21 protein-coding genes are annotated in these 26,518 nt (G+C 72.9%); 17 read left to right on the forward strand and 4 right to left on the reverse strand.

The features are described from left to right. From J4709_RS54535 to J4709_RS06905, 6 genes are all read left to right on the forward strand, one after another. Positions 1 to 1,347 (forward strand): WXG100 family type VII secretion target, encoded by a 1,347-nt coding sequence (locus J4709_RS54535; RefSeq protein WP_208238179.1) that lies wholly within the window; start codon positions 1 to 3, stop codon positions 1,345 to 1,347. 32 nt (positions 1,348 to 1,379) lie between these two features. Next, complete coding sequence (locus J4709_RS06885) at positions 1,380 to 2,549, forward strand: S8 family serine peptidase (RefSeq protein WP_208238181.1); 1,170 nt, start codon at positions 1,380 to 1,382, stop codon at positions 2,547 to 2,549. A 22-nt stretch (positions 2,550 to 2,571) separates the two neighbouring features. Beyond that, entirely contained in the window at positions 2,572 to 2,904 is a 333-nt protein-coding gene (locus tag J4709_RS06890) for a hypothetical protein (protein WP_208238182.1), read from the forward strand. Position 2,905: 1 nt separating this feature from the next. Beyond that, on the forward strand, positions 2,906 to 4,624 hold the full coding sequence (locus tag J4709_RS06895; protein ID WP_208238184.1) for an alpha/beta hydrolase: 1,719 nt from the start codon (positions 2,906 to 2,908) through the stop codon (positions 4,622 to 4,624). 45 nt (positions 4,625 to 4,669) lie between these two features. Further along, the gene (locus J4709_RS06900; RefSeq protein WP_208238186.1) at positions 4,670 to 5,176 is read left to right on the forward strand and encodes a hypothetical protein; all 507 of its coding nucleotides are present in this window, start codon (positions 4,670 to 4,672) and stop codon (positions 5,174 to 5,176) included. Positions 5,177 to 5,364: 188 nt separating this feature from the next. Further along, the gene (locus J4709_RS06905; RefSeq protein WP_208238188.1) at positions 5,365 to 10,041 is read left to right on the forward strand and encodes a PDDEXK-like endonuclease domain-containing protein; all 4,677 of its coding nucleotides are present in this window, start codon (positions 5,365 to 5,367) and stop codon (positions 10,039 to 10,041) included. A 45-nt stretch (positions 10,042 to 10,086) separates the two neighbouring features. On the opposite strand, the gene J4709_RS06910 is transcribed toward J4709_RS06905, so the two are convergent. Continuing rightward, entirely contained in the window at positions 10,087 to 10,509 is a 423-nt protein-coding gene (locus tag J4709_RS06910) for a limonene-1,2-epoxide hydrolase family protein (protein WP_208238190.1), read from the reverse strand. Positions 10,510 to 10,551: 42 nt separating this feature from the next. Here J4709_RS06910 and J4709_RS06915 point away from each other — a divergent pair, with 42 nt between their 5' ends. From J4709_RS06915 to J4709_RS06935, 5 genes are all read left to right on the forward strand, one after another. Further along, positions 10,552 to 13,737 carry an AfsR/SARP family transcriptional regulator gene (locus J4709_RS06915; RefSeq protein WP_208238193.1) on the forward strand — a complete coding sequence of 1,062 codons (3,186 nt, stop codon included), beginning with the start codon at positions 10,552 to 10,554 and terminating at the stop codon, positions 13,735 to 13,737. Positions 13,738 to 13,839: 102 nt separating this feature from the next. Continuing rightward, a complete protein-coding gene (locus J4709_RS06920; RefSeq protein ID WP_208238195.1) occupies positions 13,840 to 15,399 on the forward strand; it encodes an MFS transporter in 1,560 nt (519 codons plus the stop codon). Between the two features lie 121 nt (positions 15,400 to 15,520). Continuing rightward, positions 15,521 to 16,432: an SPFH domain-containing protein gene (locus J4709_RS06925; protein WP_208238197.1), complete on the forward strand. Its 912-nt coding sequence runs from the start codon at positions 15,521 to 15,523 to the stop codon at positions 16,430 to 16,432. Between the two features lie 9 nt (positions 16,433 to 16,441). Further along, positions 16,442 to 16,786, forward strand: a complete 345-nt coding sequence (locus tag J4709_RS52965) for a type II toxin-antitoxin system antitoxin (RefSeq protein WP_307801047.1) — start codon at positions 16,442 to 16,444, stop codon at positions 16,784 to 16,786. A 2-nt stretch (positions 16,787 to 16,788) separates the two neighbouring features. Beyond that, on the forward strand, positions 16,789 to 17,421 hold the full coding sequence (locus J4709_RS06935; protein ID WP_208238199.1) for a GOLPH3/VPS74 family protein: 633 nt from the start codon (positions 16,789 to 16,791) through the stop codon (positions 17,419 to 17,421). A 9-nt stretch (positions 17,422 to 17,430) separates the two neighbouring features. Here the strand turns inward: J4709_RS06935 and J4709_RS06940 are convergent, their stop codons facing one another. Further along, positions 17,431 to 17,838 (reverse strand): organic hydroperoxide resistance protein, encoded by a 408-nt coding sequence (locus J4709_RS06940; RefSeq protein WP_208238201.1) that lies wholly within the window; start codon positions 17,836 to 17,838, stop codon positions 17,431 to 17,433. A 174-nt stretch (positions 17,839 to 18,012) separates the two neighbouring features. Here J4709_RS06940 and J4709_RS06945 point away from each other — a divergent pair, with 174 nt between their 5' ends. The 3 genes from J4709_RS06945 to J4709_RS06955 all read left to right on the forward strand — a co-directional run bounded on the left by J4709_RS06945 (position 18,013) and on the right by J4709_RS06955 (position 19,836). After that, entirely contained in the window at positions 18,013 to 18,672 is a 660-nt protein-coding gene (locus J4709_RS06945; protein WP_232383084.1) for a lysophospholipid acyltransferase family protein, read from the forward strand. Positions 18,673 to 18,718: 46 nt separating this feature from the next. Beyond that, the gene (locus tag J4709_RS06950) at positions 18,719 to 19,318 is read left to right on the forward strand and encodes a 3'-5' exonuclease (protein ID WP_208238205.1); all 600 of its coding nucleotides are present in this window, start codon (positions 18,719 to 18,721) and stop codon (positions 19,316 to 19,318) included. A gap of 71 nt (positions 19,319 to 19,389) precedes the next feature. After that, the gene (locus J4709_RS06955; RefSeq protein ID WP_208238207.1) at positions 19,390 to 19,836 is read left to right on the forward strand and encodes an ATP-binding protein; all 447 of its coding nucleotides are present in this window, start codon (positions 19,390 to 19,392) and stop codon (positions 19,834 to 19,836) included. A gap of 53 nt (positions 19,837 to 19,889) precedes the next feature. On the opposite strand, the gene J4709_RS06960 is transcribed toward J4709_RS06955, so the two are convergent. Then, the gene (locus J4709_RS06960) at positions 19,890 to 21,278 is read right to left on the reverse strand and encodes an MFS transporter (protein WP_232383085.1); all 1,389 of its coding nucleotides are present in this window, start codon (positions 21,276 to 21,278) and stop codon (positions 19,890 to 19,892) included. 156 nt (positions 21,279 to 21,434) lie between these two features. Here J4709_RS06960 and J4709_RS54540 point away from each other — a divergent pair, with 156 nt between their 5' ends. Continuing rightward, the gene (locus J4709_RS54540; protein ID WP_307801049.1) at positions 21,435 to 22,019 is read left to right on the forward strand and encodes a TetR/AcrR family transcriptional regulator; all 585 of its coding nucleotides are present in this window, start codon (positions 21,435 to 21,437) and stop codon (positions 22,017 to 22,019) included. Between the two features lie 37 nt (positions 22,020 to 22,056). Here J4709_RS54540 and J4709_RS06970 read toward each other — a convergent pair whose 3' ends face one another. Next, positions 22,057 to 23,136, reverse strand: a complete 1,080-nt coding sequence (locus tag J4709_RS06970; RefSeq protein ID WP_208238211.1) for a mechanosensitive ion channel family protein — start codon at positions 23,134 to 23,136, stop codon at positions 22,057 to 22,059. Between the two features lie 168 nt (positions 23,137 to 23,304). Between J4709_RS06970 and J4709_RS06975 the strand changes: the two genes are divergently transcribed. Together J4709_RS06975 and J4709_RS06980 are read left to right on the forward strand one after the other, a co-directional pair. Then, complete coding sequence (locus J4709_RS06975; RefSeq protein WP_208238522.1) at positions 23,305 to 24,933, forward strand: CocE/NonD family hydrolase; 1,629 nt, start codon at positions 23,305 to 23,307, stop codon at positions 24,931 to 24,933. A gap of 254 nt (positions 24,934 to 25,187) precedes the next feature. Next, positions 25,188 to 26,495: an MFS transporter gene (locus J4709_RS06980; protein ID WP_232383086.1), complete on the forward strand. Its 1,308-nt coding sequence runs from the start codon at positions 25,188 to 25,190 to the stop codon at positions 26,493 to 26,495. Positions 26,496 to 26,518: the final 23 nt, after the last annotated feature.

The raw sequence follows: 26,518 nt of genomic DNA on the forward strand, positions 1-26,518 counted from the left end.
ATGACCACCTACAAGGACTCCCCTCTCCGTGCCTCGCCCCCGTCGGGCTCTCCGAACGCCTACACGTCCAAGGAACAGATCACGGCATATCTTCGGAACGTCGATCCGGGGACGGTGACCGCTTCCGGCCAGGCGTATCTCGAGCTGGCGAACAGCTATGACAAGGCGACGACCGAGCTCCGCGGATTCGCCCGTGAGCTGAGCGAAGCATGGAAGGGCCCGGCGTCGAACGCCGCCCAAGCAAAATTGCGGGAGCTCTTCAGCGCGGCCTTCGAGATCTCTTCCCGTTCCCAGCAGATCGGCACCGCGGTCACGACACACGGTGCCAGCTACCTCGCCTGGTACAAATCCAGCATGCCCACGCCGAAGACGGTCGAAGAGGCCCGGCAATGGATGCAAGGTGCGAATGAGCGCGCATCCGAAACCTGGAGCGCCATCCCTGCCGACATTTCCACGGGGCTCCCCTCGGTCACGACGAAGCGGAACGAGTTCGGTGCGCCGGCGACCGGCTCCTGGGGCGGCGCCGGACCGGGGGGCGCCGGTGGTGGAAACGCGGGCGCCCCCGGCGGCGGAACCGGGCCAGGCTCGGGCACGCCGGAAGGAGTGACCGGTGGTCACTCGAATCCGTCCAACAGTCATGCACCGCGGAGTCACACTGCCCCTCTCTTCGGAGACCGGCCCGGCCACGCCGTCGGCCAAGCCGGCAACAACGGCGATCACATCGACGGGGAACCGCTTCCGCCGGGCGATGGCGGGGGGACCGAGCTCTCTGGTCTCGGCCCCACCGGAACGGCCGGGAGCGGTCTGATGCCCGGCGGGACCGGCGGCCCCGGCATCGGGGGTGGCGCCATCGGCGGTGGCATCCGGCCAAGTGGCTCGGCAGGCCCCGGACTACCTGGTGGCGGCATCGGGGCCGGCCTTCCCGGCGCCGGCAGCGGGCCCCTCGGCGCTGGAGGCGGTCTCGTTCCCGGTCCCGGTGCCATCGGCGGTTCGTACGGTCAAGGCGCCGCCGGCAGCGGGAGAAGCCCGCTCGCCGGGCGTCCTGGCGCACCGAGTGCGGGGGTTCCAGGGACTAGCGGTCACGGCGGCCGGAACGACAAAGAACGTGAGCGCGGCGCCTGGTTGTCGGACGATCCGAGTATTTGGGACGGAGACGTCGAAGCCGTTCCCGGCGTCATCGGCGATGCTCCGCCGAAGCCCGTCGAGACCGAGCACCCCACCCGAACTGAGAAGACCGACGAGGCAGCACTACTACGCAAAGTACTTGCTCGTTTGGCCGAGCTCGAGGCACACACCGATAACACCCCTCCCTCTCCGGCTCCACCGCGAATGGAGTGGACGGATTGAGCGTCCGAAAACTGAGGCACCGTGTCTGCGTCATGGGAGCGGCTATCGCGGTGGCGTACGGGGCTGCGGCCCCCTCTGCGCTCGCGGCCCCGACGCCACGATCAGACGAGTGGTGGTTTCGCGCTTGGTCGGTTCAAGACAAGGTCTGGCCGCTCAGCAAAGGCACAGGGACGACCGTCGCGCTGATAGACACCGGGGTGAACGCGAAACTTCCCGAGCTGTCCGGCGCCGTCCTCCCAGGTCTGGACACGGCCGGCGGGCGCACCGATGGCCGGGTCGACTTCGACGGACAGGGCCACGGCACCGCAATGGCCGCGCTCATCGCCGGGCGCGGCGGCGGCACCACTGGGTTCACCGGCCTGGCTCCAGAGGCGAAGATATTGCCCGTCCGGCTCGTGGACCACAGCGAGGGTGATTGGACCAGCGCAATTTCGCAGGGCATCAAGTATGCCGTCGACCACGGGGTCAAAGTCGTCAATATGTCGATCGGCCAGCAGGCGTTTCAGTGTCCGCAAGAATTGCAGGACGCGATCGCCTATGCGATTCAGCACAATGTCGTCCTCGTCGCGGCCGCCGGCAACGCGGGGCCGACCAGTAACGCACCGGAAATTCCCGCCAGATGCCCCGGGGTGCTCACCATCGGAGCTGTGACCAAGGAATCAAAAGCCTGGTCGGGCTCAGTTCCGCACGGCTACGTCACACTGGCCGCCCCCGGGGCGCAGATGGGAGCAGTGGGCAAGGACGGCACTTACTACCCGGACAGCCGTGGCACCAGCGGCGCGGCGGCGTTGACTTCCGCCGCAATAGCACTGATACGGGCACGCAATCCGTCCATGCCGGGGCGGACCGTCGTCCAGCGGCTCATCGCCACAGCGATGCGAATAGGCGACAAGAAATGGAGCCCGAAAACCGGATACGGAGTGATACTCGTCCGCGGCGCGATGGATCCCGTCAACTACCCCGTACCGGCCAACGCGCCCAATCCCGTCTACGACGCCTTCGACAAGTGGAAAGCGTCGACCTACCGCGCACCTTCAAGTCCGCCGACGGCCGCGAAACCGAAGGCCAATCAGCCAAGTGGAATCGGGACATCCACCATCATCGCCGGAGGGGCCGCGGTCGTGCTGGTGGTCGGTGGTCTGGTCGCCGGGGTTCTCTTGGTGAGCCGTAGGCGCGGGCTCGACCGTACTCCTCATTCGTAGGACGCTGACAAGGAAGAATCCAGTGACCGAGACTCGGCAGTTCAACCCTGCGCATCTGCGGGAGACCGGGAAGTCGGCGGACGACCTCGGCGACCACGTCCAGAAGGCGCTGAAGAAGCTGGAAGACGCGCACCAGGGCGTCAAGGCGGGCGCGGACGGCTTCGCCTTCGCGGGTGCGCTCGGCAAGGTCTTCGACTCGTGGGACCACCGGCTGGGAGCGCTGCGCGGCGAGTGCTGGTCGATCGCCGCCACCTTTCGCGCCAACGCCGGCAAGGACCAGGCGACGGAGCAGGGCCTCGTGACCGGGATGAACAAGAACTTCAACGACCTGATCAATTTCAGGACGGGCGACTGACATGGTGTCGATGGAGCAACTCCGGAAACTCGATCTGGCGCCGGTGAAGACGGCGGCCGACGGCTGGGGCGGCCTCATGGGCGACATGGAGGCCGGCCAGCACACCACGGACCGCCAGGTCATGGCTCCGCTCCACGGCACCTGGCAGGGCAAGGACGCGGAGGCTGCGTTCCAGCGCCTGTCCCGGCTGAGCCAGAACTTCGAGTACGGGATGACCGAGTCCGGCGACGTCCGGACGTTGCTGGCGTCGATGCACACGGAACTCGGCGCCCAGCAGAAGTCCCTCCAGCAGGCGCTTACGGACGCGGCCCGGCTCGGCTTCACCGTGAGCCCTGACGGCCGGGTCGGCTATCCGGCCTCTCCCCCGATGCTGAACGGCGGCACCGCCACGGGTTCCGGCGCCGCGCCTTTCGGTGCGCCAGCGGGCGACAACAGAGCGCAGGCGCAGGCCATAGCCGACCGGATCCGCCGCGCGGTCACGCAGGCGACGGCGATCGACGAGAAGTACGCCGACGCCCTCTCCAAACTCGCCGCCACGGCCGACATCCAGGTGACCACGAAGACGTGGGCGGACGCCCGTGGAGACGGGAGGCTGACGACCCGCCTCGCCGACGCGGGGCTCGGGCTGCAGATCCCGGACGGCAAGGACCCGAAGAAGACGGCGGCCTGGTGGCGCGGACTCACCCCCGAGCAGCGGCAGGAGTACATCACCACGCACCCCGACAAGATCGGCGCCTTGGACGGCCTGCCCGCCGAGGTCCGCGACCAGGCGAACCGCCTGGTCCTCCGCGAGACCCGAGCCGACGTCCAGCAACGCCTCGACGCGATGCCCTCGGCCCCACCGAAAATCACCACCATCAACGGGCACGCTGCACCGAACCCCGCCTATGACGAGTGGAAGAAACAGCAGGACGAGCTCACCGGGCAGCTCAAGGGCATGGACGCCCTGCAGTCGAATCTCGACACGGCCGGCCTCAAGAACCTTCCGGACGGCTACCTCCTCGGATTCGACACCCGCGGAAACGGTCACGCGATTCTCGCGCGAGGAAATCCCGACACCGCCACCCATACCGGCGTCTACGTCCCAGGGACCTATGCGAAACTGGCCGAGATCCGCAAGGATCTGAACCGCAGCGATAATCTGTGGCTGACCTCGAACGGGATGACCCACGCGGGGTCCGTGTCCACGATCACCTGGCTCGGCTACGACGCGCCACAGAGCATTCCTTTGGAAGCACCTTTCCGTAGTTATGCGGACAACGGAGCGCCCGCGCTGAATCGGTTCGCCGACGGCCTGCATACTTCTCACCAGGGCGATCCGACCCACATGACCATGATCGGCCACAGTTACGGCACGACGGTCATCGGGTCGGCGGCAACTCATGGCCATCTTCAGACGAACGACATCATTTTCGCGGGAAGTCCAGGCGTGGAGGCGGCCCGGGCCTCGGACCTGGGCATCGGGTCTCAGCACGTGTACACGGAGCGAGCGCCCAGGGATCCGGTTCCGCCGCTGGGCATGCACACCGAACTACCTGGACGGATCGGAGGGCTTGCCTCCATCCCGGGCAGCGCCATGTTCGGCGGCCGAACTCTGGACTACGGGACGGACCCGGAGGGGTGGGATCTCGGGCATGCACACAGCAGTTACTGGAACCCCTTCTCCACAAGCCTGAACAACCAGGCGAAGGTGCTGACCGGCAATATGACCGGAGAGTAGATGACAACCCATCGAAGGCTTCGTCCGCCACGAAATCTCCTGGCGGTGGCCGCACTGTTCGTTGTCCTGATCGGAATGACCGAGGGATGTGGCAACTCCGTGAATCATGCCCAGCCGAAGCCGAAAGTGGCGGACCCGGACACGATCAGAGCACAGATCGAAAAGCATTTGACCGAAGTCAGCGAGATGGCGAGCCTGCCGAAGGCGAAGACCAAGCCGCCTGCGGCGCTGATCAACACCGACGTCGGAGACACAAAGAACGGATACTCCCTGAACGGCGTATGGTCGGCCTACGGGCTCCCGGCAGAAGACTTGAAATCGGGCTATGAACGCACGGTCAAGGCACTTCCTGCGGCAGGATGGAAGGTGGTGAGGGTCGGCAAGGACGCCGCCATGAAGCAGGATCCGGAATGCTGGGCCGAACATACCGCGGACCACGCCAGGCTCACGCTCGAACTGATCCTGGGAAAGAACGGCGCGACTCTCATGGCAAGGATGGAGTCCCCCGTTTATGTGGCGCCGCCGGGCGTCGACTTGAACACGAAGACGTGAACCGGGTGAGAGAACGAACCGCAAGGGCTCCGGCTGGAACGTCGATCATTTCCTTGTCCTTGTCGGCGGCTCATGGGGCCGCCGTCCTAGGTGTTGGCCGTAAGGCCGGGACGGCGGGGCGGGCAACCTGGGGGGTGGGTCGGGCGTCCCACCTGGCACAAGGGGACTTTTAGGGTAGGAGTCAGGGCTTGACCGACCGCAGGGGCGCCATCGGCGACGCACGGGGGCACGAGGTGACCGGGGACGCGACGGCGCGGACGCGGATCGGGCACCTGTACGACTACCTCGGCGCGCTGGCGCAGGAGGTGTACGCCAAGCCCGTCCGGCATCTCGGCGACTATGACGCGGTCGCGTCGCCGGAGGTGCTGCCGCTGTATGCGTCCGTGCGGGTCGGGGAGGCGGCCGGGGACGCGTGGCTGCGCGTCGGGAAGACGCCGAAGCCGCGGCCGCCCGCGTGTCCGCCGGCGATCGCCGACGTGCTCCAGGACGTGGCGCGGGACGATCCCTCAGAGCCGCCCGAGCTGCCCGAGGACGCGGACGAGAAGGAGCGGGCGGTCTTCGAGCGGTGGCGCGCGGACGTGTGGGACCCGTGGGCGGAGACGGCCCGGGTCGCCGTGGCGGCGCGGGAGCTGTACGAGACGCTGTTCCGGCTGCGGCAGCGGATGCGCGCCGACGAGGCGACGCACGAGCTGGTGTGGGGGCACGGCGTCCTCGGCTGGAACCACGGCGGGCACCGGATCTGCCATCCGCTGCTGGTGACACGGATGCGGATCGTGTTCGAGCAGGAGTCCGGCGAGATCGCGATCGTCCCGGACGGGGCGCCGGTGCTGGAGACGGACTTCCTGCAGGGCCTCGGCGTCGCCGGGCTGGACCGGCTGGAGGAGCTGCGGGGCACGGCGCCGGACCCGTGGGCGCCGGAGGAGGCGCGCCCGTTCTACCGGCGGGTGGTGACGCCGCTGGGGCTGGACGGGCGGCTCGCGGCCGGGGACGGGCTGCCGGAGGTCGGGGACGCGCCGGTGGTCGGCGAGACGTGGCGGCTGGTGGTCCGCAAGCGCCGGGTGATGTTCCTGCGGTTCTTCGAGCGGCTCAAGAAGGCGGTCGAGGAAGGCGACCGGTTGCCGGCGCCGATGGTGGCGCTGGCGGCCGGGGAGGACGCGGCGCGGGACGTCCTGGCGGCCGGGGCGGACGACTGGGCGCCGGTCGCCGAGCGGCTGCTGCTGCCGCTGGCCGCCAACGACGAGCAGGAGCAGATCGCGCGGAAGCTGGCGCGGCACAGCGGGGTGACGGTGCAGGGCCCGCCCGGCACCGGCAAGAGCCACACCATCGCGAACCTGGTATCGCACCTGGTCGCGCACGGGAAGCGAGTGCTGGTCACCGCGCACAAGGACCAGGCATTGGCCGTCCTGCGGGAGAAGATCCCGAAGGAGCTGCGGGACCTGTCGCTGGCGGTGCTGGGCTCCTCGTCGGCGCATCTGACGGAGCTGCAGGGGTCGGTGCAGGCGATCACGGCGGCGGCCGACAGCGTGAACGTGGAGCGCGAGAAGAGCGCCGTGGCGGCGCTGCGGGAGCGGCTCGACGAGGTCGAGCGGGACGTGCTGGTGTTGCGCAAGCGGCTGCGCGAGTCGCTCGAGCGGGAGCAGGAGACCCTGGAGATCGGCGGGCTGCCGCGCCGGGCGGCGGACGTGGCGGCGTGGCTGGCTGAGCACGAGGACGGCTTCGGCCGCATCCCGGACGCGCTGGCCGAGTCGGCGGTCCCGCCGCTGAGCGGCCCGGAGCTCGTCGAGCTGTACGGGCTGGCCGCCGCGATCGGGGAGCGGGACGCGGCCGCCGCGGCCACGGACCTGCCGCCCGCCGAGCGGCTGCCGGCCGGCGCGGAGCTCGGGGCGCGGTGGGACGAGCTGCGGCGGCTCGACGAGGCCCTCGCCGGCTACCGGGACTACGTCGAGGACCTGGCGCGGGTGGACGCGGCCGGGGACGCCGAGCTGGGCGAGCTGGCGGAGCGGTGCGGGAGCGCCGGGCGCGGTCTCGGCGGGCTGCAAGAGCCGTGGCTGCTGCGGCTGCGGGACCAGGTCGTCCAGGGGCAGCAGTGGCATGCGCTGTGGGCGGAGCACGCGCGGCGGCTCGGGACGGACGCGGCGGAGTGCGCGCGGCTGCGGACGGCGTGCGCGGGGGCGGCGGTGGAGGTTCCGCCAGGCCCGTACCGGGAGACGCTGTCGCTGCTGGAGCAGGCGCGGGCGCGGTTCGCGCAGGGCAAGCGGGTCTCGCCGCTCACGCAGCGGGCGCTCGCCCAGTTCCTGAAGGCGGCGACCCTGGACGGTGAGTCGCCGCGGACGGTCGCCGACGTCGACCGGATCGCCGCGTTCGTGGAGCTGCGGCGGCGGCGCGAGAGCGCGGCGCGGCTGTGGAACGACGAGCTGGTCGCGACGCTCGGCGCGCCGGAGCCGCAGGGCGGGGCCGTCGAGATCTGGATCGACGCGAAGGTCCGGCAGATCGTCGCGGCGCTGACGTGGGAGACGGCGGGCTGGCCGGATCTGCGCGGGCGGCTGTGCCGGGTGATGTCCGCCGAGACGGTGCCGGCGCGGCCCGTCCCGGACGATCTGCACCGGCTCGCCGATGTCCTCGGCGGTCTGCGGGCCCGCGCCCGGCAGCGGCAGCTGCAGGGCGAGATGGACGCTCTCGCCGGCTTCCTGGCGGAGGGCCGGGGCCGTCCTGGCGCGAGCCCGCTGTGGACGGACCTCGCGACCGCCGCCGCGCAGCAGGACCGGCACGTGTGGGAGGCGGCGCTCGCGTCGTCGGTCCGGCTGGCGGCGCTGCGCCCGCGGGCGCAGCGGCTGGGCGTGCTGCACGACCGGCTGGCGGCGGTGGCGCCGCGCTGGGCCGCGCTGATCCGCTCGACCGGCGGCGACGTCGCCGAGTGCGGTGACCCGGCGCGGCTGGACCTGCTGTGGCGGTGGCGGCAGGCGGAGACCTGGCTGCGCGCGATCATCGACGCGGGCGACCTGGCCTCCGTCCAGCGGCGGCTCGACGAGGCGCAGGACGAGCAGCGGCGCCACACCCTGGACCTGACGCGGCGCGCGGCGTGGCTGGCGATGAAGCGCAACCTCGGCGCGACGCAGCGGCAGGCCCTGGTCGGCTGGCTGCAGACCCTCCGCAAGATCGGCAAGGGCACCGGCGCGGGCGCGAACAAGTGGCGGGCCGAGGCGCAGCGGCTGATGCCGGAGGCCATGGGCGCGGTGCCCGTGTGGATCATGCCGTACTACCGGGTGGCGGAGTCGTTCGATCCGGCCGTCGCGCCCCGTTTCGACGTCGTCGTCATCGACGAGAGCAGCCAGTGCGACGTGTTCGCGCTGGGCCTGCTCGGGCTCGGGCACAAGGTCGTGGTGGTGGGCGACGACAAGCAGATCAGCCCGTCCGCCGTCGGCGTCCGCCGCGACCGGGTGGACGAACTGATCCGCACGCATCTGCCCGATTTCCCCAACGCGCTGCTGCTGGACATGGAGTCCAGCCTCTATGACGCGTCCGCGCGGCTGTTCCCGGGCGTGGTGCGGCTGCGCGAGCATTTCCGCTGCCTGCCGCGCATCATCGAGTTCTCGTCGCAGCACTACTACGGCGGCGAGATCCAGCCGCTGCGGGAGGAGTCCGCCGACCGGCCGCCGGGGCCGATCGTCCGGGCGGTGCACGTGCCGGACGGCGTCCGGCGCGACCTGCCCATCGGCAACGTCAACGAGGCCGAGGCGGACGCGCTCGTCGACCAGGTCGTCCAATGCTGCTCCGACCCGGCCTACAACGGCCGGACGATGGGCGTCATCTCGCTGCTCGGGACGAGCCGCCAGGCCCAGTACATCGACCAGGCGCTGCTGGCCAAGCTCGGCCCGGAGGAGTACGAGCGGCGGCGGCTGCGCTGCGGCGACGCCTACGGCTTCCAGGGCGACGAGCGCGACGTCGTCTTCATCAGCGTCGTGGCCGACTCGAACCGGGCCCCGTTCACCTCGCGGCAGTACGAGCAGCGGGTCAACGTCGCCGCGAGCCGCGCCCGCGACCAGATGTGGGTCTTCCACAGCGTGAAGCCGCACGAGCTGCATCCCGACGACCAGCGCGGGCACCTGATCCGGTACGCGACGGACGGGCAGCGCTCCGCCGACCTCGCCCGCGACCTCGAAGCGCGCTGCGACTCCGACTTCGAGCGCCGCGTCCTGCGGATGCTGCTCGCCCGCGACTACCTGGTCACCCCGCAGCACCCCGTCGGCAACCTGCGGATCGACCTGGTCGTCCGCGGCGGGGACGGCGCCAAGCTCGCCATCGAGTGCGACGGCGACAAGTTCCACGGGCCCGACCAGTGGGAGGACGACCTGCGCCGCCAGACCGTCCTCGAACGGCTGGGCTGGCGTTTCTGGCGGGTCCGCGGCAGCGTCTTCTACCGCGACCCCGAAGCCGCGATGTCCGGCCTGTGGCCCCTCCTCGACGACCTCGGCATCACCCCCGGCCCCGCACCGGACACGGACCCGGCGCCGGCGCGGCCGCCGGTTCCGCCCGCGAACCCGGCACCAGTGCGAGTCGGCGTGGCTCCGGGGCCGGACGACTTCATCACCGCGTTCGACGTCTTCGCTCCCCCGCCGGCGCCCGCCCCGGAGCCCGAGCCGGGGCCCCAAGCGCCGGCGCACGCCGAGCCGTCCCGCGCGCCGGAGCCGTCCGGACCGATCGCGCCGCCGGACGTACCGACGGGCGGCGTCGCCACCATCGACCAGGTCCGCGCCTGGGCGCGCGCGACGGGCCGCCACGTCGGCGCCCGCGGGCGCCTCGCCAAGGCCGTCATCGACGACTACAACTGGGAGCACCCCGAGGCCCTCTACGACCCCGACCACTGATCTCCCGGTGCTCCGACGCGCGGCCCGGCGCGGTGAACGCCGGGGTCAGCGGGCCGCGGCGCGGGGGGACAGGAGTTTGGTGCGGAGGAGGCCGCCTAGGCCCTTGGCGGAGGCGGCGAGGAAGGTCGTCCAGTCGAAGTAGTCGCGCCACAGCGTGATGCGGCCGTCGTGGACCTCGAAGGTGCCGCAGACCCAGAACTCGGCGCGCCACGCGCCCGCTTCCAGGACGTCGGTGCGCTCGGTGAGGACGACGGGGCCGTTCGCGGCGATGTTGTGCAGGCGGGCCTCGAAACCGGTGCCGTAGCGGGTCATGGCGCGCAGCGTCTTCTCGACGGCGGGCAGGCCGCGCGCGGGCGGGAGGGGGACGTTCTGGTAGACCATGCCCGGGGCGGCGAAGCCGAGGGCCCGGTCGACGTCGAGGGCCTCGAGGGCGGAGAGGAAGTCCCGGACGGTCTGGATCTCGGTCATGGAGGACCACGGTACTGGAGGAGATACGCCACAATCAGGGCCATGCTGTACGGCATTCTGGGGCCGGTCGAGGTCCGTGGCGGCGGGGCGGAGACCGTGCCGGTGGGAGGCCCGCGGGTGCGGGCCCTGCTGGCGATGCTGGCGCTGGACGCCGGGCGCGTCGTGACGGGCGAGCGGCTGATCGACGGCCTGTACGGGGAGGAGCCGCCCGCCGGGGCGGCCAACGCGCTGCAGTCGCAGGTCTCGCGGCTGCGGCGGGGGCTCGGCGACGCCGGGCTGGTCGAGGGGCATCCCGCCGGGTACCGGCTGCTGGCCGACCGGGAGGCGGTCGACGCGCACCGGTTCGAGGCGCTCGCCCGCGACGGGCGGCGCGCCCTCGGGGCGGGCGACCGGACGCGGGCGTCGGTGCTGCTGCGGGAGGCGCTGGAGCTGTGGCGGGGGCCCGCGCTGGCGGACGTGCGCTCGGCGCCGTTCGCGGAGGCGCAGGCGGCGCGGCTGGAGGAGGCGCGGGCGGCGGTCGCCGAGGACCACGCGGAGGCGCGGCTGGCGCTCGGCGAGTTCGACGCGGTGATCGCCGGGCTGCGCGAGCTGCTGGAGTCGCGGCCGCTGCGGGAGCGGGCGCGGGCGCTGCTGATGCGCGCGCTCTACGGGGCCGGGCGGCAGGCCGAGGCCCTGGCGGTGTTCGAGGACGGCCGCCGCGTCCTCGCCGACGAGCTGGGCGCCGACCCGTCGCCGGAGCTGGCGGACGTGCACCTGGCGATCCTGCGCGGCGATCTGGAGGGGCCCGCGGCGGCGGAGCCGGAGCGGGACGTCCGGCTGAACCTGCCGGCGCAGTTCACCAGCTTCGTCGGGCGCGACGAGGAGGTCGGGCGGGTCGGCGCGATGCTGGCCGAGGGCCGGCTCGTGACGCTGCTCGGGCCGGGCGGCGCGGGCAAGACGCGGCTGGCGGTCGAGGCGGCGGGACGCGAGGAGGGCGAGGTCTGCTTCGTCGACCTGGCGCCCGTCGACCGGACCGAGGTGACCAAAGCGGTGCTCGGCGCGCTCGGGCTGCGCGAGAGCGGGATGATGCCGGGTCCCGGGGAGCGTCCGGCGGACGGGGCGGAGCGCCTGGTCATGGCGCTGAGCGGGCGGCGGATGCTGCTCGTGCTGGACAACTGCGAGCACGTGGTGGCGACCGTCGCGCCGGTGGCGCACCGGCTGCTGAGCGCGTGCCCGGAGCTGCGGGTGCTGGCGACGAGCCGGGAGGCGCTGGCGATCACCGGGGAGGCGCTGTGGCCGCTGCCGCCGCTGGCGCTGCCGCCGGAGGGGACGCCCGCCGCGGAGGTCACCGGGTACCCGGCGGTGCGGCTGTTCGCCGACCGGGCCGCGGCGGTCCGTCCCGACTTCGCGGTCGACGCGGGCAACGTGGGCGCGGTGCTGCGGATCTGCGGGGCGCTGGACGGGCTGCCGCTGGCGATCGAGCTGGCGGCGGCGCGGCTGCGGTCGCTGCCGGTGGAGCAGGTCGCGACCCGGCTGGACGACCGGTTCCGGCTGCTGTCGCGCGGCAACCGGACGGCGGCGCCCCGGCACCAGACGCTGCGCGCCGTCGTGGAGTGGAGCTGGGAGCTGCTGGACGAGGCGGAGCAGACGCTCGCGCGGCGGCTGACGGTGTTCACCGGCGGCCTGACGATGGAGGCGGCGGCGCAGGTCTGCGACCTGGACGACGCCGACGAGCTGCTCGTGGAGCTGGCCGACAAGTCGCTGCTGCAGAGCGACGGGACCCGGTACCGGATGCTCGACACGGTCCGGGCGTTCTGCGCCGAGCGGCTCGCGGAGGCGGGCGAGGAGGAGCGGTTCCAGCGGGCGCACGCCGCGTACTTCCTGGACCTGGCGCGGCGCGCGGAGCCGCACCTGCGGGGCGCCGAGCAGCTGGAGTGGCTCGGGCTGCTGGCCGCCGACCACGGCAACCTGCACGCGGCGCTGCGCCGGTCCGTCCGGCTCGACACCGTGCTCGCGCTGCGGATGGTCGCGGCGCTGTCGTGGTACTGGTGGCTGCGCGGCCGGATCGAGGGCGCGTCGATCGCGTCGGAGCTGCTGGACGTCGTGGGCCTCGACCCGCCGGAAGGGTGCGAGGAGGAGTACGTCCTCTGCGTGATGAACGCGGTGTCGGCGGGCGCGACCGGCGACCGGGCGCAGGCGTGGCTGGACCGGGCGGAGACGCTGCTGCACGGCATCCACCGGGTGCTGACCTACCCGTCCACGATCGTGCAGTACGCGCTCACGGCGGGGCCGAGCCGGACGCGGTTCTCGGTGTTCGCGGTGCACGTCGGGCAGGACCCGTGGGCGCAGGCGCTGATCCACATGAGCGACGGGTTCCTGCACCAGTTCAGCGGCGACGCCGCCGGCGCGGAGGAGTCGTGCACGGCGGCGGTCGCGAAGTTCCGGGCGTGCGGCGACCGGTGGGGCACCGCGAACTCCCTCGACCCGCTCGCGCAGATCGCGGACCTGCGCGGCGACCGGGAGCGGGCGCTGGAGCTGCTGGACGAGGCGCTCGAGCTGACCGGGCAGCTCGGCGCGCTGGAGGACACCGCCGACCTGCTGTACCGGCGCGCGGAGGTGCTGGTCCGCGCGGGCGACCCGGACCGGGCGGCCGCCGAGCTGGAGCGGGGCATCGAGCTGGCCCGGCGGGCGGGCGCCCCCGACAAGGTCGCCGGCGGGTACAACGGGCTCGGCGGGATCGCGCGGCTGCGCGGCGACCTCGGCGAGGCGCGGCGGCTGTACGAGGCGGCGCTGACGCGGTTCGCGTCGGAGCGGTTCATCGCGCGGGCGGTGCGCGGGACGGCGCTGGTCGGGCTCGGCTGGATCACGGCCGCGGAGGGCGACGCCGGGCGGGCGCGGGAGCTGTTCCGCGAGGCGCTGACGATCTCGTCCGACCATCCGATCTTCACCTACCAGGCGGGGGCGGCGGTCGGGCTGGCGGGCGCCGCGCTCGCGGACGGCGACGCGGGGCGCGCGGCGCGGCTGGTGGGGGTGGCGGCGCGGCTGCGCGGGCCGCAGGTCCCCGCGGACGCCGACGCGGAGCGGGTCGAGGCGGGCGTGCGGGCGGCGCTCGGCGGCGACCGCTACGACGCCGCGTTCGCCGAGGGCGCCGCGCTCGCCCGCGAGGAGGCGCTCGCGGAGCTCGGCGTCGCCGCCGAGGCCGCCCAGGCCGCCGAGGCCGGCTCCCTGCGGGAGCTCGCCGGGGACTGACCGCCCTGGCCGGCGTGCCGCCGCACCGGCGCACCGCGGTCGCGGCGGGACGGTCAGCGGACGGTGCGCGGCCTGTCAGCGCGCCCGGCGACTCTTGCGGACATGTACTCCTCAGCCCGCAAATGGGGCACGTTCGCGATCTGCTGCCTCCTCGCCATCGTGCCGAACATCGACATGACCGCGCTCAACCAGGCGGTCCCGCACCTGAGCGCCGACCTGCACCCCTCGGGCACGCAGATCCTGTGGATCGCCGACGCCTACGGGTTCGCGCTCGCCGGGCTGCTGATCACCATGGGCGGGATCGGCGACCGCATCGGGCACAAGCGGCTGCTGCTGATGGGCACCGCGCTGTTCGCCGTCGCCTCGGCGGTGACCGCGTACGCGCCGAGCGCCGAGCTGCTGATCGCCGCGCGGGCGCTGCTCGGCGTGGCCGGCGCGACCCTGATGCCGTCCGGGCTGTCGCTGATCCGCCGGGTGTTCAGCGAGCCGAAGGAGCGGACGATGGCGATCGGCATCTTCAGCGGCATCGGCGGGCTCGCGGTGGGCCTCGGGCCGGTCATCGGCGGCGCGCTGCTGGACCACTTCTGGTGGGGCTCGGTCTTCCTGATCAACGTCCCGATCATGGTCGTGGCGCTCGCCGCCGGGGCGTTCGTGCTGCCCGAGACCCGCACCGCGGTGACCGGCCGGCTGGACCTGGTCAGCGTGCCGCTGTCGATCGCCGGCGTCCTCGGCGCGGTCTACGCGGTGAAGGAGGCCGCGGCGCACGGCGCGGCCGAGCCGAAGGTGGCCGTCGCCGCGGTCGTGGGCGTCGCCGCGCTGGCCGCGTTCTGGATCCGGCAGACCCGGATCGCCGAGCCGCTGATCGACGTCCGGCTGTTCCGCCGCGCCGCGTTCTCCGGCTCGGTCGGCACCAACATGTTCGCGATGTTCGCCCTGGTCGCCCAGTCGCTGATCTTCTCGCTGTTCTTCCAGATGGCGCTCGGCTGGTCGCCGCTGAAGGCCGGGCTGGCGGGGCTGCCGGGCGCCGCGGGCGCCATGGTCGGCGGCGCCGCGCTCGCCCCGCCGCTGATCAACGCGCTCGGCCGCGCCCGGGTCGTCGCGATCGGCATGCTGGTCTCCGCCGGCGGGTTCTCGCTCTTCCTCACCATCGGGCTGGACACCACGTACTGGGTGATGCTGGCGGGGATGCTGATGTCGGGCATCGGGATGGGCATGGCGCTGACGACCACCGCCGACACCGTGCTCGCCTCGGTCCCCAAGGACCGCTCCGGCGCCGCGTCCGCGATCTCCGAGACGGCCACCGAGCTGGGCGGCGCGCTCGGCATGGCGATCCTCGGCAGCGTGCTGAACGCGGTCTACCGCGACTCCCTGCACCTTCCGGCGAACGTCCCGGCGCCCGCGGCGGCCGCGGCCCGCGACTCGCTCGCCGGCGCGTTCGAGGCCGCGTCGGCGCTGCCCGCCAAGGTCGCCGGCCCGTTCCTCGGCGCCGCCCGCGACGCGTTCGTGGACGGCATGCACGGCGCCCTGCTGTGCAGCGCGGCCCTGGCCGCCCTGGTCGGGGTCTTCGCCCTGGTGACGCTCCGCTCCGTCCCCAAGGTCATCCCGGACGCCGCCGAGGACGCCGCCGAGGCGCCTGTCCAGGCCACCGCCCCCACCCGGTGACCGCCCCGACCCGATAGCCGCCTTACGGCGATGCCCGGCCCGCTCCAGGGCCGGGCATCGCCGTTTGGAAAAAGTGATATCACTTTGCTATGTTGGTGCTGACAACGAGGAGGTGGCCGGCATGGTGGACGCGACGGCGAAGGTGGAGATGCCGCGGCCGCGGGTCGAGGAGCGACCGGCGCGCGACCGGGGCGGCTGGCCGATGGCGGGACTGGCCCTGGTGCTGGTGCTGGCCGGGATCGGCGCGCTCGTCGCCGGGATCAGCGGCGAGGGCGCGGCGTCGGTCGCCGGCGTGGTGGCCGGGATCGCGCTGATCATCGTCGGGCTGGTCGTGGCGCTCGGGCTGACGCCGGTCGCGCCCGGCGAGTCGCGGGTCCTGCAGCTGCTCGGCCGGTACAAGGGCACCGTCCGCGAGGACGGGCTGCGCTGGGTGAACCCGCTGACGGACCGGCGGAAGGTCTCGACCCGGATCCGCAACCACGAGACGGGCCTGGCGAAGGTCAACGACCTGGACGGCAACCCGATCGAGATCTCGGCGGTGGTCGTCTGGCAGGTGCGCGACACCGCGCGCGCGGTGTTCGAGGTGGACGACTTCGTCGAGTTCGTCGCGTTCCAGACCGAGGCGGCCGTCCGGCACATCGCGGGCAGCTTCCCCTACGACGCGGCCGACCGGACCTCGCTGCGCGACAACGCCGACGAGATCACCGGGCAGCTCTCGGAGGAGCTGCGGCAGCGGGTGGCCTCGGCGGGGGTGGACATCGTGGAGTCGCGGATCACCCGGCTGGCGTACGCGCCGGAGATCGCGCAGGCGATGCTGCGCCGCCAGCAGGCGGGCGCGGTCGTCGCGGCGCGGGAGCGGATCGTGGACGGGGCGGTCGGCATGGTGCAGCGGGCGCTGGACCGGCTGGACGAGGAGGACGTCGTGGAACTGGACGAGGAGCGCAAGGCGGCGATGGTCAGCAACCTGCTGGTCGTGCTGTGCGCCGATCGGGACGCGCAGCCGGTGGTGAACACCGGCACGCTCTACCAGTGACCGCGGGCAGTGGCGACCGAGCGCAAGAAGATCCTGCTGCGGCTCGACCCGGCCGTGCACGACGCGCTGGCCCGGTGGGCCGGGGACGAGCTGCGCAGCACCAACGCCCAGATCGAGTTCCTGCTGCGGCAGGCGCTGGCCGACGCCGGGCGGATGCCCGGGTCGGCGGGGCGGATGCGGCGGCCGGGCCGGCCGCGCAAGGCGCCGGACGAGAACGGGGTGTCCGGCGAGCGGCAGGCTCCAGCCGAGGAGCGGGCTCCCGGCGGGCACGGGGATCCGGACGGGTCTGAGGTTCCGGACGGGCACGGGGCACCGGGCGAGCGCGGCTCGCGGCCGGTGGAAGGCGAGGAGTAGGGATGGTCGAGGTTCCGGAGACGCTGCCGGCGAGGATGTACCTGCTGGCCTACGACCTGCGCAAGCAGCGGATGACGGCGCGCGGCGCGCAGCTCGGGTACGTGCTGCGGGCGGCGGCGCTGACCGAGCTGTTCCTGGACGGGCGGCTGGAGGAGCAGCGGGGCCGGCCGGTGCCGGGCACGCCGGGCGAGGACCCGTACGGGCTGCTGGCGCGGATCGCGGCGTCGCGGCCGCGGTCCTGGCAGTACTGGGTGCGCAAGGACGCGCGGCCGCTCGTCCGGACGGTGCGCGACGAGCTGGAGCGGGGCAGCTGGATCCGGGTGCGGGGGCGCCGGGTGCTGGGCCTGTTCCCGGCCGACGAGGTCACCGTGAAGGACCCGCGGGTGGTGAAGGAGCTGTGGGGCGGGGCGTCCTCGGCGCTGCGGGGCCGTCCGGTGGCGCACGTGAACAGCTACGACGCGGCGGCGGTGGCGCTGGCGGCGGCGGGCGAGCTGAAGTCGGTGCTGCCCGGGCCGGACCGCCGGCGGCACCGGCGGCGGATCGCGGAGCTGACGGCGCGGTCGGGTCCGGCGGCGCCGGCGGTCCGCAAGGTCATCCGCGCGCAGCGCGCGGTGGCGGCGTCCGCCGGCTCCTGATCCGGACGGTCACTCGATGACGAGCTCGACGGGGACGTTGCCGCGGGTGGCGTTGGAGTAGGGGCAGACCTGGTGGGCGCGTTCCACCAGGTCCCGTCCGTTCTCCAGGCCGTCGGGGAGCTCGACGCGCAGGACGACGCTGAGGCCGAACCCCTCGTCGACACTGCCGCCGATGCCGACCTCGGCGGTGACGGAGACGTCGCGGACGTCCTGGCGGGAGCCGCGGGCGAAGGCGCCGAGGGCGCTGGCGAAGCAGGCGGCGTAGCCCGCCGCGAACAGCTGCTCGGGGTTGGCGCCCTCGCCGGTGCCGCCCATCTCGCGGGGCGGGGCGAGGGCGAGGTCGAGGCGCCCGTCGGAGCTGACGGCGCGGCCGTCCCGCCCGTTGGCGGTGGCGACGGCGGTGTAGTGGACGTCCATGGCGGTCCCTTCAATCGGTTGTGCCCAATTGAATTGCACGCATCTAAAGCGGGTCCAGTGCGGAGACCTACAAACTTCCAAACGTCGAACTTGTAACGGCCCACCACCGCCGGGGCGGGGGCGGTCGCCATAGCGTTCTCGGACATGGACCCCGAACGCGTTGTCTATCCCCTGATGAAGTTCGTCGTTCTCGGACCCGCGATGCGGGTGGCCTTCCTCCCCCGGGTGAGCGGCCTGCGGAACGTCCCGCGCACGGGGCCGGTGATCCTGGCGGCCAACCACCTGGCGTTCATCGACTCGTTCGTGCTGCCGCTGATCGTGCCCCGCCGGGTCCACTTCCTGGGCAAGCACGAGTACTTCACCGGGGCCGGCGTGAAGGGCCGGGCGACCGCGACGTTCTTCCGCGGCGTCGGCGCGATCGCGGTGGACCGCTCGGGCGGGCGGGCCGCGCTCGACGCCCTCGACACCTGCGCGTCCGTGCTGGAGCGCGGCGACGTCTTCGCGATCCACCCCGAGGGGACCCGGTCGCCGGACGGGCGGCTCTACCGCGGCCGGACGGGCGTGGCGCGGCTGGCGATGCGCACCGGCGCGCCGGTCGTGCCGGTGGCGATCAAGGGCACCGACAAGGTGCAGCCGCGCGGGCGGGCCGTCCCGAAGCCGGGCCGGATCGAGGTGCGGCTCGGCGCGCCGATGCGGTTCGCCGGACGCGACGAGGGGATGCCGCGCGGCAAGGTCGCGCGGGTCGTCACCGACGAGATCATGGAGGCGATCCAGGCCCTGTCGGGGCAGGAGTACGTGGACGACTACGCGCCGCGGCCCGCCGCCACCCCCTGAAAAACCGGTCGTCGCGCCGGTCCGGGCGCCGGTACCGTCCCGGTCCATGGACGAGCCGTTCGGACGGTACCTCAACGTCGTCGACGTCGAGGCGACGTGCTGGGAGCACAAGGCGCCCGGGCAGGTGCACGAGATCATCGAGATCGGGCTGTGCGTCGTCGACCTGGCGGCGCGGCGGCGCGTCGCGAAGCACCGGGTCCTCGTGCGGCCGGAGCGGTCGCGGGTCAGCGGGTTCTGCACGGAGCTGACGGGGCTGACGCAGGACGAGGTGGACGGCGGGCTCTCCTTCGCCGAGGCGTGCGCGCTGCTGGAGCGCGAGCACCGGTCCCACAACCGGGCCTGGGCGAGCTGGGGCGACTACGACCGCAAGCAGTTCGAGCGGCAGTGCGCCGGGGGCGTCCGGTACCCGTTCGGGCGGCGGCACACCAACGCCAAGGCCGCCTACTCCGCCGCGCACGCGCTGCCTCGGAGGCTCGGCATGGCTGGGGCGCTGCGGCACGCGGGGCTGCCGCTGGAGGGCCGGCACCACAGCGGCGCGGACGACGCGTGGAACATCGGCGCGCTCGTCCTCGACGTCGCCGGACGAGGCGCCTGGCCAGGCGGAACGGGTGCGGCGGGCGGGGGCGGCGGGGCGTCCGGGGGCTGACGCGGAGGTTTGAGCGCGGGCGCCGGGGCACGTCTCAAGGGGACGGACGCCGCAGACGACGGAGACGCGACATGGACATCAGCCTGGACCTCCTGCTCCCTCGGGAGACGGCGAGCGTCCCCGCGACGCGCAAGATCCTCGACGCGTCGCTGCAGGCCCTGGGCGTGGACGAGCAGATCCGCGACGACATCGAGGTGATGCTGACCGAGGCGTGCACCAACGTGATCAAGCACGCCCGGCACGGCGACGACTACACGGTGCGGGCCGCGATCCACGACGAGCGGTGCGTGATCAAGGTGATCGACTCCGGCCGGGGCTTCGACGCCGAGCAGATCCCCGAGCCCGACCCGGTGTCGGAGGCGGGCCGCGGCCTGATGATCATACGGTCGCTGGCCGACGACGTGCGGTTCGACTCCTACCCCGAGGACGGGGCGCTCGTCGCGCTGGAGAAGCACCTGGACTACGCGGCCGGCAGCATCGGCGGCCGGCTGGCCGACACCGGTTCTTCCCACCACTGACGCGAGGCCGCCGGCGTGGCGGGCGCGGCGCTGACGCCACGCCCGCCGCGCCGTCAGCGCGCGACCCGCAGCACGGCCACCGCGACCAGCAGCGCGGCGCCGGCGAACACCGCGCCGGCGGTGAACGCGGCGTCCATGTCGTGCATGAGCGCGGCCGTGCTGGTGTGCCCCGAGCCGAACACGGTCACCATGACCGCCGAGCCGAGCGACCCGCCCGACCACAGCATCGTCTGCGCGACGCCGGACGCGGCGCCGGAGTCCGCGGGGTCGACGCTGCCGAGGATCGTCGCGTTCAGCGGCATGATCGACAGGCCGCCGCCCGCGCCCATCAGCAGGAACGGGCCGAGCACCCCGGCCGCGTACCCGTCGCCCGGCGCGAGCCGCGTGAGCCACAGCAGGCCGGCGAGCGCGCACGCCATCCCGGCGATGACCAGGACGCGGGCGCCGAACCGGGCCAGCAGGCGCGGCGCGAGGCGGACCGTCACGAACTGGAGCCCGACGAACGGCAGGAACGCGGCGCCGGCCTGGAGCGGCCCGTAGCCGAGGACCTGCTGCAGGTAGAGGGTGCAGAAGAAGAACGCGCCGAAGTTCGCCCCGACCAGCAGCAGCTGGCACAGGTAGGACGCGGCGCGGTCGCGGCCGCTGAGCAGCCACAGCGGCATGAGCGGCCGCTCGGTGCGGTGCTCGACGGCGACGAACGCGGCGAGCAGCACGGCGGCGGCGCCGAACGCGGCGAGCGCCCGGCCGTCGCCCCAGCCGTCCGAGCCGGCCCGGATCAGCGCGTAGACCAGCGACGTCATGCCGGCGGTGGACAGCACGGCGCCCGCCGCGTCGAAGCGGCCGGGGCGGCGCGCGGTCTCGGTGAGCACCCGCGGGGCGAGCAGCGCCAGCGCGATGCCGACCGGCACGTTGACGAAGAAGACGAGCCGCCAGGACGCCGCCTCGGTGAGCACGCCGCCGACGAGCATGCCGACGGCGGCGCCGGCGCCGGTCACGGCGGAGAACACGCTGAGCGCGCGGACCCGGGCGGGGCCCTCGAAGTTGGTGGCGATCAGCGCCATCGCGCTCGGCGCGGCGACGGCGGCGGCGACGCCCTGGGCGGCGCGGGCGGCCAGCAGCCACCAGCCCGCCTCCGCGAACCCGCCGAGCAGCGACGCGGCGGTGAACAGCGCGACGCCGGCGGCGAACGTGCGGCGGCGGCCGAACACGTCCCCGGCGCGCCCGCCGAGCAGCAGCAGCCCGCCGAATGCGAGCATGTAGGAGTTCTGGACCCAGGCGAGCCCCCCGGTCGACAGCCCGAGGCCCGCCCGGACGTCCGGGAGCGCGATGGTGACGACGGAGGTGTCGAGGCCGATCATGAGCTGGCAGCCCACGATGACGGCGAGGACGACGCCCGGGCGGTGGAGACGATGATGGACGCGGGCGCCGGCCGGCGGAGCCATGGGCTCCTGCGGCGCGGCCGTCCGCCCGTGCGGTGCGGCGGGCACGGTGAACCTCCGGAACGAGATTTAAGGAACGGCGAAGTACACTATGTGGGGAACGTACCACCGATCGGCACGGAAGAGAACGTTCGCGTTCACTATTTTCGGGAGCATGCGGTGACCCCGGCCACCCGCAGGCGCGGCGACGCGCTCGAGGCCGCGATCTTCGACGCGGTGTTCGCGCAGCTCGAAGCGGTCGGCTACCGGAAGCTGACCATGGAGGGCGTCGCGTCCGCCGCCCGCACCGGCAAGGCCGCCCTCTACCGGCGGTGGTCGTCCAAGGACGAGCTCATCACCGACGCGCTCAAGCACGTCCTGCCCGAGCCGCCCGCACCGGAGCCGAGCGGCGACGTCCGCGCGGACGTGCTGCGGCTGTGCCGGACGTTCCAGCGGACGATCGAGGCCTGCCACGGCGCGCCGGTCCGCATCCTCAAGGAGGAGACCGCCCGCGAGGACGGCAAGGGCCTCATGCACGACGTCGTGCAGTCGCGGATGACCGGCCCGGTCAAGGAGGCGCTCTACCGCGTCCTGGAGGACGGCGCCGAGCGCGGCGAGGTCCGCCCCGGGGCGGTGACCCGGCAGGTCGCCAACGTCGGCCCGGCGATGATCGTGTACCAGAACCTCACCGAGGCGCCCGAGGTCACCGACGCGTTCATCGTCGCGCTGGTCGACGACGTCATCATGCCGATGCTCCGCCCCTGACCGGGCGGACCGCCGGGGCGTGCCCGCGAGACGGCGCTCAGAGCGCCATCTCGTCCCTGCGCGCCGCCCCGTTCTCGCCCGGCGCCTCGTCGACGACCACGCGGTGGTGCCAGTACGGCGGCGCGATGCCCTCCTTGCGCAGCGCGCGGTGCAGCCGCTTCAGGAACTCGTGCTTGATCCGGAACTGGTCGCCGAACTCGTCGGAGCGCAGGATGACGTGGAAGCCGACCGTGGAGTCGTTGAAGTCGTCGAAGCGCACCAGGACGTCGGCGTCCTCCACGCCGCCCTGCACGTCCGCCATCACGTCCTTGCCCACGGCGACCAGGAGCTTCTCCACCGCGTCCAGGTCGACGTCGTAGGCGACCTTGGCGTACACCATCACCGACATGTCCTGCGCCGGGCGGTGGTAGTTGGTGAGGATCGTGTCGCTGAACCGCTGGTTCGGGATCACCTCGATGTTGTCGGACAGCGTCCGGATCGAGGTGTTCCGCCAGTTGATGTCGACGACGTAGCCCTCCTGGCCGGTGGCCAGCTTGATGTAGTCGCCCGGCTCGATCGTCTTGGACGCCAGCACGTAGACGCCCGCGATCACGTTCGCGAGGGTGTCCTGCAGCGCCAGCGCGACCGCCAGGCCGCCGACGCCCAGCGCGCCGAGCAGCGGCGTGATCGACACCCCGAGGCTCTGCAGCATGATCAGGACGCCGATCCCCATCACCACCACGCGGGTGATGTTGGCGAAGATCGTCACGTTCGCCGCGGTGCCCTGCCGGGCGGACGCCACCGAGGTGACCGCGCCCGCGATCATCCGGGCCAGCGCGAACGAGACCACCAGGATCGTCGCCGCGGTCAGCATCCGGCCCGCCACCGTCAGCGTGCCGCGCGGCAGCTCCAGCGTCTTCGCCGCGAACCACGCGCCGGTGAGCAGCGCCAGCGGCACCGCCAGGTCGCGCACCAGCCGCGCCACCAGGTCGTCCCACTCCCAGCGGGTGTCCCCGGCCCGGCGGAACAGCCGCGCGGTCAGGATCCGGAGCACGACCGCGATCGCGAGCGCCGCCACCATCACGACGGCGGCGGCGACGAACCGCTCCCAGCTCACCCCGTGAAAGGCGTGTGGCATCGTTCGCTCCTCCTCCGGCGGCCCGTGCCGCCCGTCCATCGGCCGGGCGCAATCCTTGCCGCAAAACGCACCCGATCGTAGTGAAACCTCGCAATTCTGCGAGACACCTCACAGCCGGGTCCCCGCCGCCCGGCGGATACGATCGATCAAGTGGTAGGCGTGGAGAGGATGCGCCGGCTCGGGGTCACGGCGCTCGGACTGCGGAACGGCCCCCACAAGGTGACGGTCGACCGCGACCTGGAGGTCCCGGCCGCCGACGGCGTGACGCTGCTCGCCGACCGGTACGCCCCGGCCGACGTCGAGCGCGCGCCCGTCGTGCTCGTCCGCTCGCCGTACGGGCGGCGCGGGCCGTTCGGGCTCATGTGCGGGCAGGCGTTCGCCTCGCACGGCTTCCAGGCCGTGGTGCAGAGCGTGCGCGGCGGCTTCGGGTCCGGCGGCGTGTTCGAGGCCCTCGACGAGCGCGAGGACGGCCTCGCCACCATCGCGTGGCTGAAGGACCAGCCGTGGTTCGGCGGCACCTTCGCGATGCACGGCCCGAGCTACCTCGGCTACGTCCAGTGGGCGGTCGCCGCCGAGGCCGGGCCCGCGCTGAAGGCCCTGTCGATGCAGGTCACCGCGTCCACCTTCCGCGACGCGGTCAACGTCGGCGGGACGTTCGCGCTGGAGTCCGCGCTCATCTGGGTCGACCTCACCGCCCGGATGAAGAACTCGCTGTCCGGCATCACCACCGGCATCATGTCGCCGCGCCGCGCCCGGCGCGCCGCCCTGTCCGGCCGCCCGCTCGCCGAGCTCGACCGGCTCGCGACCGGCGGGCAGCAGCGCTTCTTCCAGGAACTCCTCGTCAACGGCCCCGACACCCCGTTCTGGGACAAGCGGGACTTCAGCCCCACCGTCTCGCAGGTGGACGCGCCGGTGAACATGACCGGCGGCTGGTACGACATCTTCCTGCCGTGGCAGCTCAAGGACTACGCCGCGCTCCGCGCCGCCGGGCACCGCCCCTACCTCACCATCGGCCCCTGGTTCCACGCCGACCAGCGGATGATGCGCGGCTCCGTGCACGAGTCCGTCAAGTGGTTCCGCGCGCACCTGCTCGGCGACCCGTCCGGGCTGCGGGAGCGGCCCGTGCGGCTGCTGGTCACCGGCGCCGACGAGTGGCGCGAGTTCCCCGACTGGCCCGTCCCCGGGATGCGCGAGGAGCGCTGGCACCTGCAGCCCGCCGGCGCCCTCTCCCCCGACACGCCGCCCGAGTCCGAACCCGACACCTACCGGTACGACCCCGAGCACCCGACGCCGTTCCTCGGCGGCCCCACCCTGCTCGGCGAGACCCACCCCGTCGCCGACCAGCGCCGCCTCGAACGCCGCCGCGACGTCCTCGTCTACACCTCGCCCGTGCTGGACGACGACCTGGAGATCATCGGCCCGGTCACCGCCGACCTGCACGTCCGCTCCAACCGCGAGCACACCGACTTCGTCGTCCGGCTCTGCGACGTCACCCCGGACGGCGAGTCCCTCAACCTGTGCGAGGGCATGCGGCGGCTCGTCCCCGGCACGCCCGAGCCCGGCGAGGACGGCGTCCGCCGCGTCACCGTCGAGCTGTGGCCCGCCGGGCACCGCTTCCGCCGCGGCCACCGCGTCCGCGTCCAGGTGGCGAGCGGCGCCTACCCGCGCGTCGCCCGCAACCCCGGCACCGGCGCCCCGATCGGCACCGCCACCGAGATGCTCACCGCCGACCAGGAGATCCTGCACACCCCCGCCCACCCGAGCGCCATCGTCCTCCCGGTGGTCCCCGCCACCTAGCGACCAGGGCCGAGCAGGCCCGCCCCACAGCACCCGCAGCGCAGGGCGCACCGAACCCCGCGAGCGCTGCGCCGGGGAGGGGGCGGTCTGCGCGCGCGGGCGGTCGAGCGCTGACGCGAGGTTGACGTCGCCCCACGCGTCCGGTGTCGCAGTTCGGTCCGCACGGCCTCCTCTTGCTTTTCCGCGCACTGGCCGGACGGTCCCTGCCGTGGCGTAAGGCGCCACGGCAGATCACACAAACGAAAGGAACAACAATGTCCGATATTTCGGCTAGAGCCGACTCCGCAGGAGACCCGCCGGACGGGGGTCCTGAAGCGGCTCCGAAGAACACCGGCCTGCTCCGCGCGCTGCGGAACCATCGCAACTTCCGGCTGGCCATGACGGGGCAGGGCATCTCCGGCGTCGGCAGCTGGATGCAGGTGACCGCCCAGGAGTGGCTGGTGCTGGACCTGACGCACGGCAGCGGCGCCGCGGTCGGCATCACGGTCGGGCTGCAGGTGCTGCCGATGGTGCTGTTCGGCATGTACGGCAGCGTCCTGGCCGACCGGTACCCCAAGCGGCGCATCCTCCTGGTCAGCCAGGCGGCGATGGGCACGCTCGCGCTGGTGCTCGGCCTGCTCACCGTCACCGGTTCCGTCAGGCTGTGGAACGTCTACGCTCTGGCGTTCGGTCACGGCCTGGCCGTGGTGCTGAACAACCCGGCCTGGGTGGCGTTCACCCGGGAGCTGGTGGGGCGCGATGAACTGCCCAACGCCGTGGGCCTGAACAGCGCGACGCTCAACATGACGAGGATCGTCGGCCCGGCCGTCGGAGGCGTACTGATCGCCGCCGTCGGGACGGGTCCGGTCTTCCTCATCAACGCCGCGTCGTTCGGTGTCATGGAACTCGTGCTCTGTCTCATGCGTGAGAAGGAGCTGTTCGCCAAGAAACCGGTGCCACGGGCGAAGGGGCAGCTGCGCGAGGGCCTGCGCTACGTCCGGGGGCACCGCGACCTGGCCATGGTGATGACCGTCATGCTGCTGGTCTCCGCGTTCGGCATGAACTTCGCGGTGACCAATGCCCTGATGAGCCGAGAGGTCTTCCGTACCGGAGCCTCGTCGTTCGGCCTCGTCACGACGATGATGGCCGTCGGCGGGCTGGTCGGCGCGCTGCTCTCGGCTCGCCGGAGGCGGCCGAGTACGCGCGGCATGCTGACCGCGGCGACGGCCTTCTCGGTGCTGGTCATCGCGAGCGGACTGATGCCGACCTATGCGGCGTTCGCGGCCATGCAACTGGCCACGGGCCTGGCGATGACGACGTTCGGCACGACGGCCTCCTCGCTCGTGCAGCTGAACGCTCCGGAGGCGATGTCCGGCCGAGTGACGGGCCTGTACCTGCTGGTGGTCAGCGCGGGCTCCCCGATCAGCTATCCCCTGATCGGCTGGCTGGCCGAGAACTTCGGACCGCGCTCGACTCTGATCGTCGGGGGCCTCGGCTCCCTGGTCTCAGTGGCGGCCACCCTCGCCCTCATGGCGCCGGTGACCGCAGGACTGCGCGGACGCAGAGCAGCACTGCGGCCCTGAACAACACCGCCGGCACGCAGTGC

The sequence above is a fragment of the Actinomadura violacea genome, from assembly GCF_017573465.1.
GTDB lineage: Bacteria > Actinomycetota > Actinomycetes > Streptosporangiales > Streptosporangiaceae > Spirillospora > Spirillospora violacea.

Bases quoted from the DNA above. Each gene is read 5' to 3' on its own strand.
- J4709_RS54535 (WP_208238179.1), top strand. From the start codon at position 1: ATGACCACCTACAAGGACTCCCCTCTCCGTGCCTCGCCCCCGTCGGGC.
- J4709_RS06980 (WP_232383086.1), top strand. From the start codon at position 25,188: ATGTCCGATATTTCGGCTAGAGCCGACTCCGCAGGAGACCCGCCGGAC.
- J4709_RS06935 (WP_208238199.1), top strand. From the start codon at position 16,789: ATGGTCGAGGTTCCGGAGACGCTGCCGGCGAGGATGTACCTGCTGGCC.
- J4709_RS06925 (WP_208238197.1), top strand. From the start codon at position 15,521: ATGGTGGACGCGACGGCGAAGGTGGAGATGCCGCGGCCGCGGGTCGAG.
- J4709_RS06910 (WP_208238190.1), bottom strand. From the start codon at position 10,509: ATGACCGAGATCCAGACCGTCCGGGACTTCCTCTCCGCCCTCGAGGCC.
- J4709_RS06955 (WP_208238207.1), top strand. From the start codon at position 19,390: ATGGACATCAGCCTGGACCTCCTGCTCCCTCGGGAGACGGCGAGCGTC.
- J4709_RS06940 (WP_208238201.1), bottom strand. From the start codon at position 17,838: ATGGACGTCCACTACACCGCCGTCGCCACCGCCAACGGGCGGGACGGC.
- J4709_RS06915 (WP_208238193.1), top strand. From the start codon at position 10,552: ATGCTGTACGGCATTCTGGGGCCGGTCGAGGTCCGTGGCGGCGGGGCG.
- J4709_RS06960 (WP_232383085.1), bottom strand. From the start codon at position 21,278: ATGGCTCCGCCGGCCGGCGCCCGCGTCCATCATCGTCTCCACCGCCCG.
- J4709_RS06895 (WP_208238184.1), top strand. From the start codon at position 2,906: ATGGTGTCGATGGAGCAACTCCGGAAACTCGATCTGGCGCCGGTGAAG.
- J4709_RS06885 (WP_208238181.1), top strand. From the start codon at position 1,380: ATGGGAGCGGCTATCGCGGTGGCGTACGGGGCTGCGGCCCCCTCTGCG.
- J4709_RS06970 (WP_208238211.1), bottom strand. From the start codon at position 23,136: ATGCCACACGCCTTTCACGGGGTGAGCTGGGAGCGGTTCGTCGCCGCC.
- J4709_RS06920 (WP_208238195.1), top strand. From the start codon at position 13,840: ATGTACTCCTCAGCCCGCAAATGGGGCACGTTCGCGATCTGCTGCCTC.
- J4709_RS06950 (WP_208238205.1), top strand. From the start codon at position 18,719: ATGGACGAGCCGTTCGGACGGTACCTCAACGTCGTCGACGTCGAGGCG.
- J4709_RS06975 (WP_208238522.1), top strand. From the start codon at position 23,305: ATGCGCCGGCTCGGGGTCACGGCGCTCGGACTGCGGAACGGCCCCCAC.
- J4709_RS06945 (WP_232383084.1), top strand. From the start codon at position 18,013: ATGAAGTTCGTCGTTCTCGGACCCGCGATGCGGGTGGCCTTCCTCCCC.